At 49.7% G+C, this 18,827-nt stretch carries 17 protein-coding genes; 7 read left to right on the top strand and 10 right to left on the bottom strand.

The annotated features are described in order from the left end of the window. Positions 1-183: 183 nt before the first annotated feature. From NNO08_RS20390 to NNO08_RS20370, 5 genes are all read left to right on the top strand, one after another. Positions 184-2,139 carry an alkyl/aryl-sulfatase gene (locus NNO08_RS20390; protein WP_442870788.1) on the top strand — a complete coding sequence of 652 codons (1,956 nt, stop codon included), beginning with the start codon at positions 184-186 and terminating at the stop codon, positions 2,137-2,139. A 470-nt stretch (positions 2,140-2,609) separates the two neighbouring features. Continuing rightward, positions 2,610-3,002 (top strand): hypothetical protein, encoded by a 393-nt coding sequence (locus NNO08_RS20385; RefSeq protein WP_271457458.1) that lies wholly within the window; start codon positions 2,610-2,612, stop codon positions 3,000-3,002. Positions 3,003-3,218: 216 nt separating this feature from the next. Further along, the gene (locus tag NNO08_RS20380) at positions 3,219-4,394 is read left to right on the top strand and encodes a capsular polysaccharide export protein, LipB/KpsS family (RefSeq protein WP_271457457.1); all 1,176 of its coding nucleotides are present in this window, start codon (positions 3,219-3,221) and stop codon (positions 4,392-4,394) included. A 68-nt stretch (positions 4,395-4,462) separates the two neighbouring features. Next, positions 4,463-5,221, top strand: a complete 759-nt coding sequence (tam, locus tag NNO08_RS20375; RefSeq protein WP_271448862.1) for a trans-aconitate 2-methyltransferase — start codon at positions 4,463-4,465, stop codon at positions 5,219-5,221. A gap of 150 nt (positions 5,222-5,371) precedes the next feature. Beyond that, positions 5,372-5,749, top strand: a complete 378-nt coding sequence (locus NNO08_RS20370) for a GFA family protein (protein ID WP_271457456.1) — start codon at positions 5,372-5,374, stop codon at positions 5,747-5,749. 84 nt (positions 5,750-5,833) lie between these two features. Here the strand turns inward: NNO08_RS20370 and NNO08_RS20365 are convergent, their stop codons facing one another. The 7 genes from NNO08_RS20365 to sad all read right to left on the bottom strand — a co-directional run bounded on the left by NNO08_RS20365 (position 5,834) and on the right by sad (position 13,537). Continuing rightward, a complete protein-coding gene (locus NNO08_RS20365) occupies positions 5,834-6,748 on the bottom strand; it encodes a bestrophin family protein (RefSeq protein ID WP_005122709.1) in 915 nt (304 codons plus the stop codon). Positions 6,749-6,954: 206 nt separating this feature from the next. After that, positions 6,955-8,406 (bottom strand): tagaturonate reductase, encoded by a 1,452-nt coding sequence (locus tag NNO08_RS20360; protein WP_271457455.1) that lies wholly within the window; start codon positions 8,404-8,406, stop codon positions 6,955-6,957. 106 nt (positions 8,407-8,512) lie between these two features. Further along, positions 8,513-9,040 (bottom strand): GNAT family N-acetyltransferase, encoded by a 528-nt coding sequence (locus NNO08_RS20355; protein ID WP_271457454.1) that lies wholly within the window; start codon positions 9,038-9,040, stop codon positions 8,513-8,515. Positions 9,041-9,120: 80 nt separating this feature from the next. Next, complete coding sequence (locus NNO08_RS20350) at positions 9,121-9,480, bottom strand: DUF4186 domain-containing protein (RefSeq protein ID WP_005122713.1); 360 nt, start codon at positions 9,478-9,480, stop codon at positions 9,121-9,123. Then, on the bottom strand, positions 9,480-10,406 hold the full coding sequence (gene glsB / locus NNO08_RS20345; RefSeq protein WP_271448866.1) for a glutaminase B: 927 nt from the start codon (positions 10,404-10,406) through the stop codon (positions 9,480-9,482). The genes NNO08_RS20350 and glsB overlap by 1 nt, the downstream gene beginning before the upstream one ends. Before the next feature lie 62 nt (positions 10,407-10,468). Further along, entirely contained in the window at positions 10,469-12,046 is a 1,578-nt protein-coding gene (locus tag NNO08_RS20340; RefSeq protein WP_271457453.1) for a methyl-accepting chemotaxis protein, read from the bottom strand. Positions 12,047-12,148: 102 nt separating this feature from the next. Further along, positions 12,149-13,537, bottom strand: coding sequence for a succinate-semialdehyde dehydrogenase (gene sad, locus NNO08_RS20335; protein WP_271457452.1), 1,389 nt, complete (start codon positions 13,535-13,537; stop codon positions 12,149-12,151). Positions 13,538-13,639: 102 nt separating this feature from the next. Between sad and ptrR the strand changes: the two genes are divergently transcribed. Next, positions 13,640-14,515: a putrescine utilization regulator PtrR gene (ptrR, locus tag NNO08_RS20330; RefSeq protein ID WP_061067887.1), complete on the top strand. Its 876-nt coding sequence runs from the start codon at positions 13,640-13,642 to the stop codon at positions 14,513-14,515. Here the strand turns inward: ptrR and NNO08_RS20325 are convergent. The 3 genes from NNO08_RS20325 to dtnK are packed head-to-tail and all read right to left on the bottom strand — an operon-like array spanning position 14,512 to position 17,498. Beyond that, the gene (locus NNO08_RS20325; RefSeq protein WP_137383087.1) at positions 14,512-15,273 is read right to left on the bottom strand and encodes a DeoR/GlpR family DNA-binding transcription regulator; all 762 of its coding nucleotides are present in this window, start codon (positions 15,271-15,273) and stop codon (positions 14,512-14,514) included. The genes ptrR and NNO08_RS20325 overlap by 4 nt on opposite strands. A 1-nt stretch (position 15,274) precedes the next feature. Then, positions 15,275-16,261 (bottom strand): D-threonate 4-phosphate dehydrogenase, encoded by a 987-nt coding sequence (locus NNO08_RS20320; RefSeq protein WP_271457451.1) that lies wholly within the window; start codon positions 16,259-16,261, stop codon positions 15,275-15,277. After that, positions 16,254-17,498, bottom strand: coding sequence for a D-threonate kinase (gene dtnK, locus NNO08_RS20315; protein ID WP_271457450.1), 1,245 nt, complete (start codon positions 17,496-17,498; stop codon positions 16,254-16,256). The genes NNO08_RS20320 and dtnK overlap by 8 nt, the downstream gene beginning before the upstream one ends. A gap of 171 nt (positions 17,499-17,669) precedes the next feature. Between dtnK and NNO08_RS20310 the strand changes: the two genes are divergently transcribed. Beyond that, positions 17,670-18,827, top strand: coding sequence for an iron-containing alcohol dehydrogenase (locus tag NNO08_RS20310; protein WP_271457449.1), 1,158 nt, complete (start codon positions 17,670-17,672; stop codon positions 18,825-18,827).

The following is an 18,827-nucleotide window of genomic DNA, read 5'->3' as shown; positions in this document are numbered from 1 at the left end:
ATTAAACACTGTTTCGTTTTTCGCTAGAAGATGAGCGTGATAGCCTTTGATTATTGAATTATGTTCATCATCAGCATGCAACAATTTTAAAACCAATCAGCGATCAAATATGCAGAACACTTTTCTGCACATTAATATATTATTAGCCGAGGATTTATGAAACTTAATAAAGTAGTTGGTTATATGGTTATGGCGGGTGTGTGTTCTGCATCGTTAATATCACTTCCTGCGATGGCACAAGAGGTGGCGAAAGAGGCCACGGCACAGACTAAAAGTGCGAATGATGCGTTGTACGGACAACTCCCGTTCACGGATAAAACCGATTTTTCTAATGCTCACAAAGGCTTTATTGCGCCACTGCCACAAGAATTGATTAAGGGGAAACAAGGGAACACCATCTGGAATCCGCAGCAGTATGCCTTCATTAAAGAGGGCGATAAAGCGCCGGATACGGTGAATCCGAGCCTATGGCGCCAGTCACAATTGATCAATATCGGCGGCTTGTTTGAAGTCACTGATGGCGTTTATCAGATCCGCAATCTGGATCTTTCGAACATGACCATTATGGAAGGTAAAGAAGGCATTACCGTTATTGATCCGCTGGTTTCGGCAGAAACGGCTAAAGTAGGAATGGAACTCTACTACCAAAATCGGGGCAAAAGACCTGTTGTTGCTGTTATTTATACCCACAGCCATGTTGACCATTACGGCGGTGTGCGTGGTGTTGTCGATGAAGCTGATGTGAAATCCGGCAAAGTAAAAGTATATGCACCGGCTGGCTTTATGAAAGAAGCCGTGTCGGAAAACATTATGGCGGGGAATGCGATGAGTCGCCGCGCCAGCTATATGTATGGCAACCTGCTGAAGCCCGATGCGAAAGGTCAGGTAGGCGCTGGTCTTGGTACGACGACCTCCGCCGGCACGGTAACGTTGATTGAACCCACTAACTACATCACTCATACCGGACAGAAAGAAGTTATCGATGGTCTGACTTATGACTTTATGATGGCCCCGGGTTCGGAGGCACCGTCAGAAATGCTGTGGTATGTGGAAGAAAAGGGGATGATTGAAGCGGCGGAGGATGTCACACATACCTTGCACAACACTTATTCACTGCGCGGCGCGAAGATCCGCGATCCGCTGGCATGGTCGAAATATATCAATGACGTCATTACTCGCTGGGGGGGTAAAGCGAACATTATTATTGCTCAGCACCATTGGCCAACCTGGGGGAATGACAATGTGGTGAAGTTAATGAAGAGTCAGCGTGATATGTACCGTTATATTAACGATCAAACTTTGCGCATGGCAAACCAGGGGCTGACCCGCGATGAAATCGCCGCCAATTTCAAATTGCCATCCGGTCTGGCAAAATCATGGGCCAGTCGAGGGTATTACGGTTCAGTGAGTCATGACGTGAAAGCAACATATGTCTTTTACTTAGGCTGGTTTAACGGTAACCCGGCAACCCTCGATGAACTGCCGCCTGTTGATGCAGCGAAAAAGTATGTCGACTACATGGGGGGAGCGGATGCCATTATGCAAAAAGCAAAAGCTGACTATGCTCAGGGGAATTACCGCTGGGTGGCGCAAGTGACTAACAAGATAGTCTTTGCCGATCCGCATAATAAAGACGCGCGCAACCTGGAAGCCGATGCACTTGAACAGATGGGGTACCAGGCCGAGTCCGGCCCGTGGCGCAATTTCTATCTGACCGGTGCACAGGAATTGCGTAACGGTGTAGTGAAAGGTGCAACACCCAATACGGCCAGTCCGGATACGGTTAAAGCTATGTCGCCAGAGATGTTCTTTGATTATCTGGCGGTACATATCAATGGTGAAAAAGCGGCAAATGCGAAAGCAGTCTTTAACGTTGATTTGGGGAGCGATGGCGGAAAATATAAGCTGGAACTGGAAAATGGCGTGCTTAACCATAGCGCTAATGCACAGGCCAGCGATGCAGATGCTTCCATTGTTTTGAACCGTGCAACCCTCAACAAAATCATTCTTAAGGAAGAGTCGCTGAAACAGGCGAAAGAGAAGGGCGAAGTGACTATTACCGGCAACCAGGCTAAAGTTGATGAATTCCTCAGCTATTTAGATAGTTTTGATTTCTGGTTTAATATCGTAACACCCTGATTTTAGAGATAAATGATAAGACCCGCCATAACAGGCGGGTTTTTATTCTCTGGGGTTGTGCTTGATTCAAGTCCATTAGCAATGGGTGTTCAAAGATGCTGTGTGCGCATTTCTACCTTAGAGGACCAAGTGGGTAGAAAGGTCATCATGGTATATGCCATTGATGGCAAGGCCAGGGGGTTCTGTTTGGTACGCATTAATTGAATTTAACATAATATACATTATGCGCACTAACATAGCGAGCGGTAAAATCTGGTGTATTTGGTTCATCATTGTGCTGGTCGTTGATAGCGCCTAACAGTGCTGTTTCTGGATTCATACTGTTCACCGACTGCCACTCAAACTATACACTTTACCCATACGTCAAATCATTGACGTTGCAATTGCTCACTCACTCCTTTTCGCGTACAACCAAGGTACAACACAAACCTGTGCCCCTGGAATTTCACAGCATCGGACCATACAACACAATGCAAAGAACTATCCATGTTCATAAAAATGACAACTCTATCTTACGCGTCGCTTTTTTATTTACTCTTTCATTCGCGCTGACTGGCTGCGCGTTGACCCGTGTCTCTGCCAGTTCACATGACAAAGACGTCGATAAACTAAATGTTATTGGTTTGGATCTGGATGCTGCAAGACAAAGAGCAATCGTGGACGGTTTTGTGTGCAGTAAGGATTCAAACCTCAATCTGGTGCAAACCGAAAGTGGCAATCATAAATGGTTACAAACGGAATGCAGTAAAAAAAGCCTGGAACTGTTCTGCCCACAAATGCGGTTTATAGTACTCAATGTTGACCCCAATACAAATAAAGTTGTTGATGTGGGGAAATATATTAATCAGCATACTTGTTTCTGAATATGATTCGCGTACCAACACCAGTAGGACCTATGTGATATCGATGTCCCCTTCTGCCTCCACTTCGATTCAAGAGTACCGGATTGTATTGATCCTATGAAAATAATATAATATCTGCATATTTTTAATGATAATCGTTACTGTTTAGCGGACAGCCGACTGACAAATAAAACTTAATCTAACCCATAGTTTTATTTACATTAATCACCTGGAGTTATGATGAATGATTTAAACCGTTTTTACTTTGACTTACCACAATGGCTAGGTAAGAGTGAAGGCATTCATCGACAATTTATTGGTAACTTTATATCTTGTCTCCATGATGAACAATTACAAGTAATACTGAACCCAGCTAATTTCCCTTGTTATGGTCTTAAAAGACTAGCAATTAAAAATTCCATTACATTCTCTTTTCATTCATATAATAATGACAAAAATGTTTTCTCGATAAAAGAATCGCCTATATATGGACTGTACTCTGTAGATAAAAATGGATATTCGGGTTGGGCAGATATTTGCGTCAATTTTAGCTCATATGTCGATAAAATAAATAAAATAGACAGTGATAGTGCCAAAAATATCATTGGTGAGAAACGGGATTTTTTTAGGGAGACAAAACTCTCCAAGCATCAACAGCCGCAGAACCACGTTGTTCTCCCCTCGGATTACCTGTTTTTCCCCATGCAGGTCAACTCTGATTCGGTTACCGATCATGAGAACATCAGCGCCATGGATGCATTAGACTATGTTGCGGCATTGGCTAAAAAGACAAATCGAACGTTGGTAATCAAACGCCACCCGATGTGTAAATCCAGAGGTATTGATGCCAAGATTGCGTATCTATTAGCAAGCAACGAGAATGTTATGTCTGTTGATGCAAATATCCACGAATTAATTGAAGGGAGCTCTGCCGTTATCGCATGTAATTCTGGCACAAGCATTGAAGCCTTGATTTTAGGCAAACCAGTTTATTGCTTTGGTCGGAGCGAATGGTACGAAGCTACACATAAAATTGAAGTCTTAGAAGATTTCGATGCCATATTTTTGAATGATAAACACAGTACCATGTCTGCTTTCCAGGAAAAATTGATAGCATACTTATTATCTGAATATTGGATTCAGTTTGATGATATTGAGTCTATTAAGACAAAAATAAAATACTGCATAAGCCTCTATGAGAGCAACTACGGTGATGACTTCATTGACAACCATAATGATGGTGAATATTATGTCAGGAGTTTTTTGAATGCCCAACGAGAGATCGCGATCCTGAAGAGAAAGCAAAAGAAGTATAAGAAAGATTATGAATTATTATCTTTTGTAATGCGATTTGTCCTATTTTTACCCTTTAAAGCTACACTTACTATGCTGGGAAGGAACAAAAATCATTGATTCTGAGGGCGTGATGGAAATTTCTGGCTCAGAATCCTACTATTTCATCGCATACAGGATACAGAAACATGGCTGACTGGAACCCTTCGCTTTATCTCCAATATGAGACCGAACGTTCAAGACCTGCAGCTGAATTGCTCAGCAGAGTCGCGCTGGAGAATGTCCGCTCAGTCGTCGACCTCGGCTGCGGCCCGGGTAACAGCACCGCATTGCTACATCAACGTTGGCCATCAGCAAAAATAACAGGCGTGGATTCGTCTCCGGCAATGCTGAGCGAAGCGCGTAACGCGTTGCCTGGCTGTCATTTTATAGAAGCGGATATTAGCGCATTTCAGGCAGAAGAGCCTGTCGATCTGCTGTATGCAAACGCATCTTTACAATGGGTTCCCGATCACTATCAGCTGTTTCCCCACCTGGTCTCTCTGCTGGGCAAAGATGGCGTACTGGCCGTACAAATGCCGGATAACTGGCTGGAGCCAACGCATGTTCTGATGCGTGAGGTCGCCTATGAACTGGGTTACCCCGATCGCGGCCGCGCACCTCTTCCCGGAGTGCATGCGTATTATGATATTTTGACTGATATGGGCTGCGATGTTGATATCTGGCGTACAACCTACTATCACATTATGGAATCACACCAGGCAATTATCGACTGGGTGAGTTCTACAGGGTTACGTCCATGGTTGCAGGACCTGAGTGAAAGCGAACAGCATCGCTATCTGGCGCGCTACCATGCATTGCTGCAGGAGCAATATCCGCTGCAAGAGAATGGGAAAATACTGCTGGCGTTTCCGCGGTTGTTTATCGTTGCTAAACACAATTCTTAATCACTGACCGTCAATTATCAGCCTTTTTATACCAGGGGCTGATAATTATTGTGAATTCCCCATGCGCGCCCTCGCCTTTTTACGATGAGGATCTAGTGATGAAGCCAGTCATCTGCTAGTGTCTGAGAACGTTAACTGACGGGGGTTGTCATGTCTAAAGTCTACATTGGCGGTTGTCTGTGTGGCTCTATTCGCTTTACCGCGACGAGCCCTAATAATTCGCATACCTGCTCGTGTGATATTTGCCGCAAGCATACCGGTGCACCAACTGTCGTCTGGATTGAATTTAATGCTGAAAATGTAAAATGGACGGGAAAAGCGGGTAAACCGACGACCTGGCGTTCTTCAGAAACCTCCAGTCGTGCTTTTTGCCCTCAATGTGGAAGTTCAGTTGGTGCCATTGATGACGCTCCGGTAATTGCGCTATTAGCAGGCGTTTTTGATGATCCCAATGATGAAGATCTGGCCCCCGAGTTTCATTCATTTACCGATATGCAGCCTGCGTGGTGGCAAAGAGAATTCGGCTAAAGCAGCACTGCCCGGCGCATCAAGTCTCACCTGTTCCTTCCGTGAAACAATGAGGGCTGGTCGTGCGACCAGCTCTACCGGATGTTATGTTAGCTGGTAATGCTTATCTGGCATATGTTTCGCTGGTACAACGGTTTCATCATTCATCTGCAGCAAATCGATTTCAATTGCATTACAAATCGCATCGAGTGGCAGATCATTATTCTCTGTACCAAACGGATCTTCGAGCTCTTCGGCTAGCGTATCGAGCGAGATAAAGGTATAGGAAATAAGCACCGAGATGAATGGTGTCATATAGTGTAAATCCACCACTAACGCGAACGGCAACATAATACAAAACAGATATACCGTGCGATGAAGGATTAAGGTGTAAGCAAACGGAACGGGCGTGTTCGCGATACGCTCACAACCTGCCAGCACAGCCGACATATCATTTAACCTGTTGTTTAAACTGTGAAATAATATATCAGATAGCTGTCCATTTCGTCTGCGAACGGCCAGCCACTCCCCCATCAGCAGCAGAATGCGGTTGGCCGGTGATTGAGACGCAAAAACGGTCTGTAAATCGCTCTCGCTGAGGTATTTCGCCAGGGGTTCCGCTTGCGGTTGTCGACGTAACGTCATACGCAGGCAATGGGCAAATGCGATTTGCAAACGAACGAACTGCCCCAGTTCGGCATCATCTGGTAAGGTCGTTTTCACCTCGCGCAGAAGTGAACGGGAAGCAATCATCAACTGCCCCCACAAATGTCGGGCTTCAACATAGCGTGAATAACAGGCGTTGTTACGAAAGCCTAAGAAGATTGCAATTGCGACACCGAGAATGCTGAACGGTGCCAGGGTAAATTTGATACCCAGCATCGTATACCATGGCAGCATGATGATAACGGCAATGGAGAGCAGGAAATTCAGCAGCAAGCGTGAAAAGATTTTGGATAATACCGAGCCATGCCAGACGAATATCAGGCGTAGCCAGTGTTGTTGGGGGCGAACGATCATGGTTATCTTCGGAAAATGTGAAAGCCGGGACATTAAACGTGATCGCGATCAATGTTGCAAGTTTATAGATAACACTATCTAAACATCTTTTCCTGCTGACCCTACTCTGCACTGAAGCTACAGATGTGCAGTATTTTAAAATAGCACATTGTATGTTGTAACTAAGTAAGATCGATAAAAAACCCGGCCTGAGCCGGGTTAATGTATTAGCACAGTGGCTTAACAGCTTCGCGCATGCCTTTTGCCAGGATAGAATCCAGATCAGCAGAAACCTGTTCTACCAGGCCGGAAACCTGTGTCAGATCCTGTTCCCAGTGCTCTTTTACGGCCAATACCGCGTTGACCAGCGCTTCGGTCGTAATCTGGCGGTCACGATGCTGAGCCCACAACACCTGGAAACGCTCCATCCAGTGTGCATCATCCTGAACTGGATAAGATTCACCGTTACGCTCACCGCGGTAGAAGGCAATCAAGGCTGCCAGGGCGAATGTCAGACGCGGCGGCAGTTGGCCGCTGGCCTTCTGCCCTGCCAACAGCTGCGGCAGAATACGGGTGCGGAATTTGGTCATGCCATTAAGCGCAATCGACAATAGTTGATGCTTAATGTACGGGTTGCAGAATCGGCCGGTTACCGCACTGGCAAATGAAGCCAATTCATCGCGCGGCAGATCCAGCACCGGAATAATCTCGTCATAGATAGCTTTCTCAACGAAGGCGCGAATTTCAGCATCATTCATTGCTTCACCCACGGTATCAAGCCCTGCCTGCCAGGCGACCGGTACCAGAGCAGTGTGCGCACCGTTGAGAATGGCGACTTTACGCTCTTTATACGGCTTGATGTCATCAACAATCAGAACGTTCAGCGGGTATTTATCGAGACGAAGTTCGGTGGCTAATGATTTTGGCCCCTGAATAACAAACAGATAGAAGTGTTCTGCGGTATCAAGAAACGCATCATGATAACCCAGTTCAGCTTCAAGCTTCGCAACTTCATCACGTGGGTAGCCGGTAACAATACGGTCCACCAGCGTAGAGCAAAATGCGTTTGCCTTGTCCAGCCACTGTACAAATGCTTCCGGCAATGCCCACTCCTGAGCATAACGCAGAACCAGTTCATGTAGCGCTTCACCATTGTAATCAATCAGCTCGCAAGGAATGATAATCCAGCCTTTATCAAGCGCACCATTGAAATGGCTATAGCGTTCGAACAGCAGTCGGGTCAGTTTAGCCGGATAACTCACCGCTGGCGCATCATCAAACTTATCACCTGCGTGGTAGCTGATACCCGCTTCCGTGGTGTTAGAAAAAACAAAACGCATTTCAGGATTATGCGCCAGCTTCAGGAACTCATCGTATTCGCTATAGACGCTGATTTCGCGGTTAACCGAACGAATTAAACGGGCATCGCTGACGGCCTCGCCCTTTTCATTCAAACCACGAATGATGGTGGTATAGAGACCATCCTGGGTACTCAGTGACGGCGGGAAGGTACTTTCGATAGGACGAACAATGACCACACCAGCGTTCAGATCGGTATGTTCATTCAGCAGATCAACTTGCCAGTCAACAAAGGCGCGCAGGAAGTTTCCTTCACCAAACTGAATAATGCGTTCAGGATAGTGAGCACCGGGAAAATCGCGACGATTTAGTGTTTGCACAATGGGTTCCCTTTTTGATTAGTCATACAACCTGATTGAATTGGTCCAATAGGTTAGCAAACTTTAATACAATGAAACCCTGTTTTGATCAATCCCCGGTGACAAATTAGAGTGTTTTATAAAAAAGTGTGGTCCCGGCCAGTGTTCCATCGGGCATTTTTGCATAGCCAGGGATGACCCCTGCTTTTTGCCATCCACAATTGTGGTAGAACAACTCGGCGGCGCTGCCTGTAGACGTATCAAGAACCAGGAGGGTTTTCCCTTCATGACGTGCGCAAATTTCCAGTGTATTCATCAATTCCCTGGCGATCCCACACCGTCGTGCAGAGGTATGAACCAGGAGTTTGGCAACGTCTGCACGATGAGGCTGGTTTTCGGGTTGATCGATAATGAGCTGAACGGTCCCAATGAGCGTCCCTTGCGCATTTTCAGCCCCCAGAACAATGCGTTCTCCACAAGAGACACTTTGCGCAACACGCGTCCAGAAAGGCCGTGACTTATCGCGGTTAAAAGGAAGCATAAAACTGACAGATGCGCCATCGTTCACGCACTGTTCAAGGACATCACTAAGCTCGTCGATTCTCGACAGGATCTGTTCCGCGCTCAGTATAAAGCAGGGAGTGTTGGTAGCCATTTGGTCTCCTTAGATTGACCCCTTCATACTGCAATTAACAATTACATAACACAAGGAGTCGAATCATAGGATTATGTTATCTATGGCTTATTCATTTGCAGCACTAACCAGTGGTAGATAACAGTGACAACGTAACGTTGCTGTTGCTCGCTCAACGGTTGCCCCTGAGGTATATCATGCCATTTGGCCAGACATCCCCTACAGCACGTCGCCGTGGCATGTTGAGCGATAAACACCGGATGTCCACGCATCGGCGTTTGCTTTCCGTCATTGGCCGGAAACGCGGGTGCCAATCGCTTAGCAATAAAATCGGCCGCGTGTTGTTCAATGACCGGCGCACCTTTTTCCAGACAATATTGTCTTTCTTTCTGACCGAGACGAAACCGCGATCGAAAAGTCGATTTCGCCAGTCGGGCAAAAAGCGGGTCGAGCGTGTTCATCAGTAAACCGAGCGCCCTAACTGTTGAGTTAATTGTTCCAGTACCGCAATACCCGCCAGCGAGTTCCCTGCGGGATCCAGCTCCGGACTCCAGACCGCAATCGCCATCTCATGCGGCACGATCGCCACAATGCCACCACCGACACCCGATTTCGCCGGCAGACCTACCCGCCAGGCAAACTCCCCGGCATTTTGATACATACCGCTGGTCGCCATTAGCGCGTTAATCTGCCGCGCCTGCATCGGCGAAACCACTGGCTCGGTGAGGTGGAAAGCGTTCCCTTGATTCGCCAGAAACACGAAGGTTCGCGCCAGTTCCACGCAGCTCATTTTCAGCGCGCAGTAGTGAAAGTAATTTTGCAGAACGGTCGTCACATCGTGATGAAAATTGCCAAAGGACTTCATCAGCCAGGCAATTGCCGCGTTGCGGGCGGAATGCTCAAACTCAGAGCGAGCAACCGTCGTATCATAAGCGATATCAGAAACGCCGCTTAATGCACGTACCACTTCCAGCATTCGTTGCCGTGGTGCACTCAGCCGACCTTGCAACATATCGCAAACCACCAATGCCCCGGCATTGATGAAGGGATTACGCGGTATACCCTGCTCCATTTCCAGCTGCACCAGCGAGTTAAACGGATGACCGGAAGGATCTTTGCCAACACGTTGCCAGATCTCGTCTTCCTGGTAATGACGCATTGCGACAACCAGGCTAAGTACCTTTGAAATCGACTGAATAGAAAAACGTTCTTGCGCATCCCCCGCCTGATAGTGCTGACCATCAACGGTGCAAATGGCAATACCCAGTTTTGACCCATCGACGGAGGCTAATGCAGGAATATAATCGGCGACTTTTCCCTGACCAATCAGCGGACGAACCTGCTGCACAATGGTCTCTAAAATTGAATTGTCCATGGCCCTGGCCACAACATGCTCCTTGCTCGCAGGTATGAAAGGCCTGCGAGTATAACAGAGCTGAATACACAGCGTCAGGCCGGAAGACGGAATCTGGCAACGGCCTGCATAAGCTGATGAGATTCATGATGTAACTGTAGGGAGGAATCAGATGCGGCGTTCACCAGATCGCTGGTCTGTCGGGCTTCGTTATTCAGAGCCTGAAGCTGACTGGTCAACGCGTGAATACGCGTTCCTTGATTCATCGTCGCAGCAGAAATGTCATTCAATAAGGCACCAAGATTTTCCACCAGCGATATAACCTGTTGTAGGTTGTCATCGAGTCCGTTCACCGCATGAAAGCCCTCATCTATACCCGCTAAGGAATGATGAATCAGCGCCTGAATATTCTGCGTGGACTGACTGCTTTTTCTCGCCAACAATCCCACTTCTTTTGCAACAACCGCAAATCCACGCCCTTGCTCACCAGCATGCGCAGCTTCAATCGCCGCATTTAACGCCAGAATATTGGTCTGAAACGCGATGCTGTCAATCAGTGAGATGATCCCGCGCATCTCTGATGAACGGGCAACAATCGCCTGCATCGACGCATTTACCGTTGCCATCATCCGGTCGCCACCCGCAGCAATATCCCGCGCCTGAACGGCGCGTTGATTCGCCAGTTGAGCAAACCCACTGTTATCCTCAACATGTGTTTCCAGAAACGAAATATGTGATGTCACCGTATTTAGCTCATCGCTCTGTTTCGCGGATTGCTGATACAACTGTTTATTGCTTTGTGTAAGCTGAGTGATATTCCCCACCATTGAGGTAGTCGCGTCATTCACCTGCTGCACCAGCATACGTAGCCCCTGCTGCATCGCGTCAATACGTGAGCTCAGTTGTGTCACTTCACGATTAAACTGGCTCACCTGGGGTGCCGGACGGGAAAGATCGCCAGCCGCTAACACATCAATATGATCGATCAGCCGTCTCAGTGGCGCGATGACCCAGCGGGACATACTGCGCCAGACCAGTACCGCAATCGCCACCAGCACAAGAGGAATAAATAAAAAGAGCTGCTGTAAACGTTCAAGACTGGTCAACAGCTGCTCTCGCCCTTTTTCCGCTTGCTGGCCACTGTCTTGCTGAAAGCGTGCATAATTTTCATTAAAGTCTGTCTGAAACGCCTGCACAGGTACGGCAAAAAATGCATCAATACTATTGGATTGCATTAATCCATCTGCCTGCTCCTGAATACCGCTATAAAAACGCTGATAGCTCTCCATCAAGTCGGCAGCCTGATGCGGACCCATTGCAAGCCAGGCATCCCACGCCGTTTTTGACTGCGTTAACGCATGCTGAGCCTCTTCCATTAACGGATGCCAGCTCCCTTCCGAGCCGGTAGCCGCATCCTGCATAAAGTAAACGCCGGCACGATTAAGTAAGTCGCTGGCCGATAACAACGCCACCCTTGCTTGATCGATCTTCGACTGTTGCAAGAGCACCTGCTGGTTATGCTGTTCATTTATCTGCGCGTCCCTGACAGAGGTTGAGAGCATAAGCGAGGATGCAATCTGCAAAACAGAGAACAGCGCAATAATACAAATAATACCGGTTAACAGACCAAACTGACGGGGGATCAGGCGACGAAAAATTTGCGTTATGTTCATATTACTCTTCTGTATCAAAGCGTTAGACTCGAGTTTACGCAGAGTAAATGACAAATTTATGGCAGAAATAAGACGGATGCCCCTGCTGAGGCACCCTGGCTATCAGAGACGGTTTTTCCAGACGGTTTGCACATTGCAAAACTCATGCAGGCCAAAGTGAGAAAGTTCACGGCCAAAACCGCTTTTCTTCACGCCGCCAAAAGCAACACGAGCATCACTGGCACTGTAACCATTAATAAACACGCCACCACACTCCAGACGGGCCGCCATAGTTTGTGCCAGTGCCTCATCCGCGGTAAACAACGTGGCCGACAAGCCGAACTCGCTGTCATTAGCCAGTGCTAATGCGTGCTCAGCATCCTTCGCGACGGTAATCGCCGCAACCGGGCCAAACAACTCCTGACGAAATGCCGTCATTTCCGGCGTAACATCACCCAGCACCGTCACGGCATAGTAATTACCCTGACCGGCGATCTTTTCCCCGCCGAGAAGTAAGCGCGCCCCTTGCGCCAGTGAGGCTTCAACCTGCTGATGCAGTTCATCCCGCAGATCAAAACGTGCCATTGGGCCGAGATCGTTCTCTTCATTTAGCGGATCGCCCATTTTCAGTGCGCTGGCTGCCGCCACAAAACGTTGGGTGAATTCTGCGGCAATACCCTCTTCAATAATAAAGCGCTTCGCTGCGGCACAAACCTGCCCGGTATTCTGATACCGCCCTGCCACTGCTGCTTTGACGGCTAAATCAAGGTCTGCATCATTAAGCACGATAAACGGATCGGAACCTCCTAACTCAAGCACGCATTTCTTCAGTGCAGCAGCGGCCTGAGCGCCAATCGCAGCCCCTGCCCGCACGCTGCCCGTCACGGTTATCGCGGCGATACGCGGGTCATTAATCATCTGGCTAACCCCGGCGTTATCGGCATTAACCCAGCCATATACCCCAGCCGGTATTTCCGCATCGCTAAACACCTGGGCGATAATCGCGGCACAACCGGTCACATTCGGTGCATGCTTTAACAGATAGCCATTTCCGGCCAGCAAAATCGGTACCGCGCCGCGCATAACCTGCCAGAGCGGAAAGTTCCACGGCATGATCGCCAGAATAGTCCCCAGGGGACGGTACTCAATCACGGCCTGGTTATTCTCAACCTGCGTTGCCTCGGTACTGAGCATCGCTGGCCCATGTTCAGCGTACCAGTCACATAATGCCGCAGACTTTGCCACTTCCGCACGAGCCTGCCTTACAGGCTTACCCATTTCACGCGAGATACACTGCGCCATCTCTTCGGCGCGGCCACGCAGCGCCTGTCCGACCCGACGCAACATCTGTGCGCGATGGACGACGGTCGTGTGTTTCCATTCATTGAATCCCGTCGCCGCCAGATTCAGCGCGTGGGTAATCTCATCGGCGCTGGCCCACGGCATTGCCGTCAGCATTTCGCCACAGGTCGGGTCAACGGAAATAGCATGTGTTGCTGCTGTGATGGTCATAAGTGCCTCTCTTTCTCGCAAGGTATGGTTATATCATGCGCAGGTTTACTCTTCCTGAAAAATGAATAATATTAACCATACCATTCACGAATAGAGAAAATTATGGACCTGACGCAACTGGAAATGTTCAATGCCGTCGCAGAGACCGGCAGTATCACGCAGGCAGCGGCGAAGGTGCATCGCGTGCCGTCCAACCTCACCACGCGTATTCGCCAGCTTGAAGCGGACCTTGGCGTCGATCTTTTTATTCGTGAAAATCAACGTCTGCGGCTTTCTCCCTCCGGGCACAATTTTTTACGTTACAGCCAGCGGATCCTGGCGCTGGTAGAAGAAGCGCGGATGGTGGTCGCAGGAGATGAACCACAGGGATTATTCTCTCTGGGGTCGCTGGAAAGTACAGCCGCCGTACGTATTCCGGCCACACTTGCCGAATATAATCAGCGCTACCCTAAAATCCAGTTTGCCCTGGCAACAGGGCCGTCAGGTACCATGCTGGACGGTGTGCTGGACGGTACGCTGAACGCCGCTTTTGCCGATGGCCCTATAACCCATCCAGGTCTTGAAGGAATGCCGGTGTACCGTGAAGAGATGATGATTGTCACCCCACACGGGCACCCGCCTATAAAACGGGCCAGCGATGTGAATGGTTACAATATCTATGCCTTTCGCGCCAACTGTTCATATCGCCGCCATTTTGAAAGCTGGTTTCACGCCGATCGTGCGATGCCGGGCACAATCCATGAGATGGAGTCCTACCACGGCATGCTGGCCTGTGTGATTGCGGGGGCGGGAATCGCACTGATTCCGCGCTCTATGCTGGAAAGCATGCCGGGCCACCATCAGGTCAATGCCTGGCCGCTGAGCGAAAACTGGCGTTGGTTAAATACGTGGCTGGTCTGGCGTCGGGGGGCGATGACGCGACAGCTGGAAGCATTTATTGAGGTACTGGAACCTCAGCTGTCGCAGAATGCGGATTAACTGGCGAACGTCAGATGGCAAGGCAGTTGTTCAAGCTGCTGCCGTACCTCTTCATTGAGTCGGGCATCGGTCACGATATCCGTCAACGCATCCAGATGTGTGACGTTGAAAAGTGACCATGCACCATATTTTGAACTATCTGCCAGCAGGACGCGACGTTTGGCGTTTGCAACCAGGTCACGCTTCAGACCGGCCTTTTCTTCCGTCGGTGCGGTGATCCCGCGGGCCAGGTCCCAGCCGTTACAGCTTAGAAACGCGATATCCGGCCACACGTTTTGCAGCAGTTTACGCCCGTGCTCGCCGATACAGGACTGGCTGGAGTCATCAATGCGCCCGCCAATGATCGTCACTTCAATTTGTTTGAACTCAGAAAGAAATAGCGCAATGTGCAGATCGCTGGTGATGACGCGCAACGGCAGATGGGTAAGCTGGCGCGCCAGTTCAATCATCGTCGTTCCCGCATCCAGGACAATGGCGTCCCCGGCTTTCACCAGGCTTGCCGCCGCGCTGGCAATAGCCTGTTTTTCCATCAGGCTACGCTGCATTTTCTCATGAGTGGTCGGTTGCGAAGGGATAAACCGGTTAAGCGTCACGCCGCCGTGAGTTCGGCTGATAACACCTTCCTGATCGAGTTTAATCAGGTCGCGACGAATGGTCGCCGGCGAGGCCTGAGTCACAGCAACAAGCTGTTCAACCGTTGCCAGATTATGCCCTTTCAGATAATCCATAATCTGTTCTAACCGATTATATCCCTTCATTTTAATCCCGCGTAATTTGCATTGCTAACTGGATGGACACGGCCATGCTCTCAGACTTGGCTTTACCTGTCCAGGCAATATCAAACGCCGTGCCGTGGTCTGCAGAAGTGCGAATAAATGGCAATCCGGCGGTGATATTCACCCCATCATAGAATCCCAGCAATTTTAGCGGAATATGGCCCTGATCGTGATACATCGCCACCACCATGTCATACATACCTTCGTGGCACTGCATAAAGACAGTGTCCGGTGGGCAAGGCCCGGTGACATTCAGCCCCTGCTCCCGCATAGCCTGTACCGCAGGGCCGACTATGGTCATCTCTTCATCACCAAACAGACCGTTTTCCCCGGCATGGGGATTAACGCCTGCTACCGCAATACGTGGATTATCAAACCCGACACGACGCAGGAAATCATCCGCGACCCGAATGACTGTTTTCACACGCTGTTCACTGAGCGTATCAAGGAATTTACGCAGTGCAATATGCGTGGTGACATGAATCACTTTAAGCTGTTCGGTATACAGCACCATTGCGTAGTCTTTGCTGTTAGTCAGTTGCGCCAGTAATTCGGTATGGCCGGGATAATGATGTCCTGCCATGTGCAGTGCTTCTTTATTCAGCGGCGCCGTGGCAATGGCTTTCACTTCCCCGCTGAGCGCCAGCGCGGTGGCACGCTTAATACAGCGGTATGCCAGATCGCCAGCCTGTGCCTGGACCACGCCCGGTTCAAGCGCAGCAGGATCGGCAAGGGGTTCATCAATTACATTGATAACACCGGGGGCGAATTGTGCCTGGGTTACGTTATCGATCACCCTAAAGTCCACAGGCGGCGTGACATTTAATGCCTGGATGCGCCTCAGCGTTTGTGCACAACCCACAACCACGACCGGCGCGCCAGACAACTCTCCCTCCACCAACGATTTAATAATGATCTCCGGTCCAATACCTGCCGGGTCGCCCATGGTTACCGCAATCGTGTTATTCACTCATTTTCTCCTCGATATAATTCAAAACCTGACGCAGAGTGGTTTCATCACCGAATCCCCCTGCTTTTGTCATAACCGGGCGTCGCCAGTAGCTACCGGCAAGATGGCCGTACGGCACACACTGGGCCACACGGTCGGTAATACGAAATCCTGTTGCCTCCAGCGCATCCGCGATCGCCATCGCGACATCACCGCCGGAAAGATACAGCGCCCCAGGTGAGGCTTCGTGCAGCACCTGGCGGGTAAGCTGTCCAAGAAACTGGCAGATTGTTTCACCGAGCTGCGCGCGGCTCATCTGCAGGTATGCACACAGCTTTGCAATATGATGGCGTGCTTCGATGTCCGGGCAGGTGTGAACGATGCAGTGTTTACCTGAGATGAGAACCCTGACGATACGCTGCACATACTCTGTCCGGTTACCACTGAAGATATTTTCGATATCAATGAATACAGTCTCCACCCGCGGGTCCTGACACACTGCAGCAATCTGTTGTTGAGCGATTTCACTCATTGAACCCACTACCGCCAGTAAACACTGGGAGGACGGTGTCCGGACATGGCGGGCCAGCGCGTCACAGATCCCGGCAGACCCTACCAGCAGCGGCGATTCCTCCTGCATCAGCGCTTCCGAAGCAATAACATCAAGATCGGTCTGCGTGCGGGCATCCACCACCCAGATTTGTGGCGTTTTCGCAACAGGCTCTCTGAGGTGCTGCAGATAGTCGCTCAGAGACATTGCCCGACACGCAATGACTGTTTGCGCCTGTAACACCTCACAGATATCGGCGCTAATAACCGGCGTTTTCGGATCGCTGGCAAATTCAGTCTGCGTTACGGGAATACCGTTAACGAGGCACTGCCCCTGCTCAGTGGTACGCCCGGCTGAGGGACAAGCCAGCGCCACGATGGCCCGCTTTTTACCTGTAATCCGCATTAACGCGTCCAGTTCGGCCCCTGGGTTTCCGCGCAAAGTTGAATCCATTTTCTTAAGCCACTGCGTCTGAGGGCCTGCCTGACTGGCAAGAGCCAGCTCACTTACTCTGGCGGCGGCCTGCTCTGCTTCCAGCGCACGACTATCCGTGTTGATGACCAGCACATCTGCATCATCGGCACTGGGCAATGTGAAAGCGACATTCACCGTCATACCCGTCAGCGCCAGACTTACCCCCGCATCATTACCACCAGTAAAGTCGTCGGCAATCACCAGTACCTTCGGCCTTGCTACCTGTCTACTCATCCATGCTCCGGGTTGTTGTATGTTGATAATGATTATATTCAATCACATTTGATTAAATGTGAGCAAGCTCAAGTTATTCGGTTCCGAGATAAATTATAAATTTAGCCCATGATGCAATCGTTCCTGAATCTCAGTGAGCGAATTCAATCACTCGAACAACAGGAGAATGTTGTGGCAACAATCAATAGCACCGTGATTAGCGGTTCGAATGCCATCCCCGCACTGGAGCCGTTACTGGCGGGGAAACGCCAGCTGTTACTGGTGACGGATAGCAATATTGTCGGGCTGGACGCGGTAATACAGATCCGTAACTTACTGGCCAACGATGGACGTCATGTGGCTCTGATTGACAATGTGCCTGCAGAACCCGGGCATCACGATGTCAGCGCGCTATTAAAAAACGTACAAGATCTCAACGTAGAAATGGTTATCGGTATCGGCGGAGGCAGCGTACTGGATGTGGCGAAACTGTTCTCCGTCTTATGCCATCCTGAATCTCCGACACTTGACGCCATGCTGGCGGGAGAAAAACCGCTGCAACGCGTTGCTTCTGTGCTGATCCCCGCCACGGCAGGTACGGGGTCTGAAGCAACCCCGAATGCCATTCTGGCTATCCCGGAACAAAACACTAAGGTCGGTATCATCTCTCCCGTGCTGTTACCGGATTTCGTGGCCCTTTTGCCAGAGCTCACCACCAGCATGCCGGCGCATATTGCCTCGTCCACTGGAATTGACGCGTTATGTCATCTGATTGAATGCTTTACCGCTACTGTCGCCAATCCCGTAAGCGATAACGCGGCGCTAATTGGCCTGCGTAAGCTACTCAACCATATCGAAACCTCCGTCAATGAGCCGGAAAACCTGCTGGCCAAACTGGAGATGCTGTGGGCATCGTATTACGGCGGTGTGGCGATTAATCATGCCGGTACTCACCTAGTTCACGCGCTCTCTTACCCGCTTGGCGGTCGATACCATCTCCCACATGGCGTCGCTAACGCCATTCTGTTAGCACCCTGCATGCAAGTGATTCGCCCTTTTGTGGTCGACAAGTTTGCCCTGGTATGGGATCTGCTGCCTGACGCTGACCTCACACTCAGTGCCGAAGAAAAATCCTGCGCCCTGGTGGAGTACTTTTCCACACTGGTGAAACGCCTGAACCTGCCCGATAACCTGGCAACGCTTGGTGTACCGTCTACTGATATTCCCGCACTGGCCGATGCCGCACTGAACGTAAAGCGCCTGATGAATAATGCTCCCTGCAAGGTGAGCCATAACGATATTCAGGCCATTTATCAAACTCTGTTTCCAGAACTGATGACAAAGGAGTGA

This window comes from Citrobacter sp. Igbk 17 (genome assembly GCF_028069775.1).
Classification (GTDB): Bacteria; Pseudomonadota; Gammaproteobacteria; order Enterobacterales; family Enterobacteriaceae; genus Citrobacter.
The sequence above is the reverse complement of the archived record's forward strand: the minus strand, read 5'-3'. Positions and strand labels throughout refer to the sequence as shown.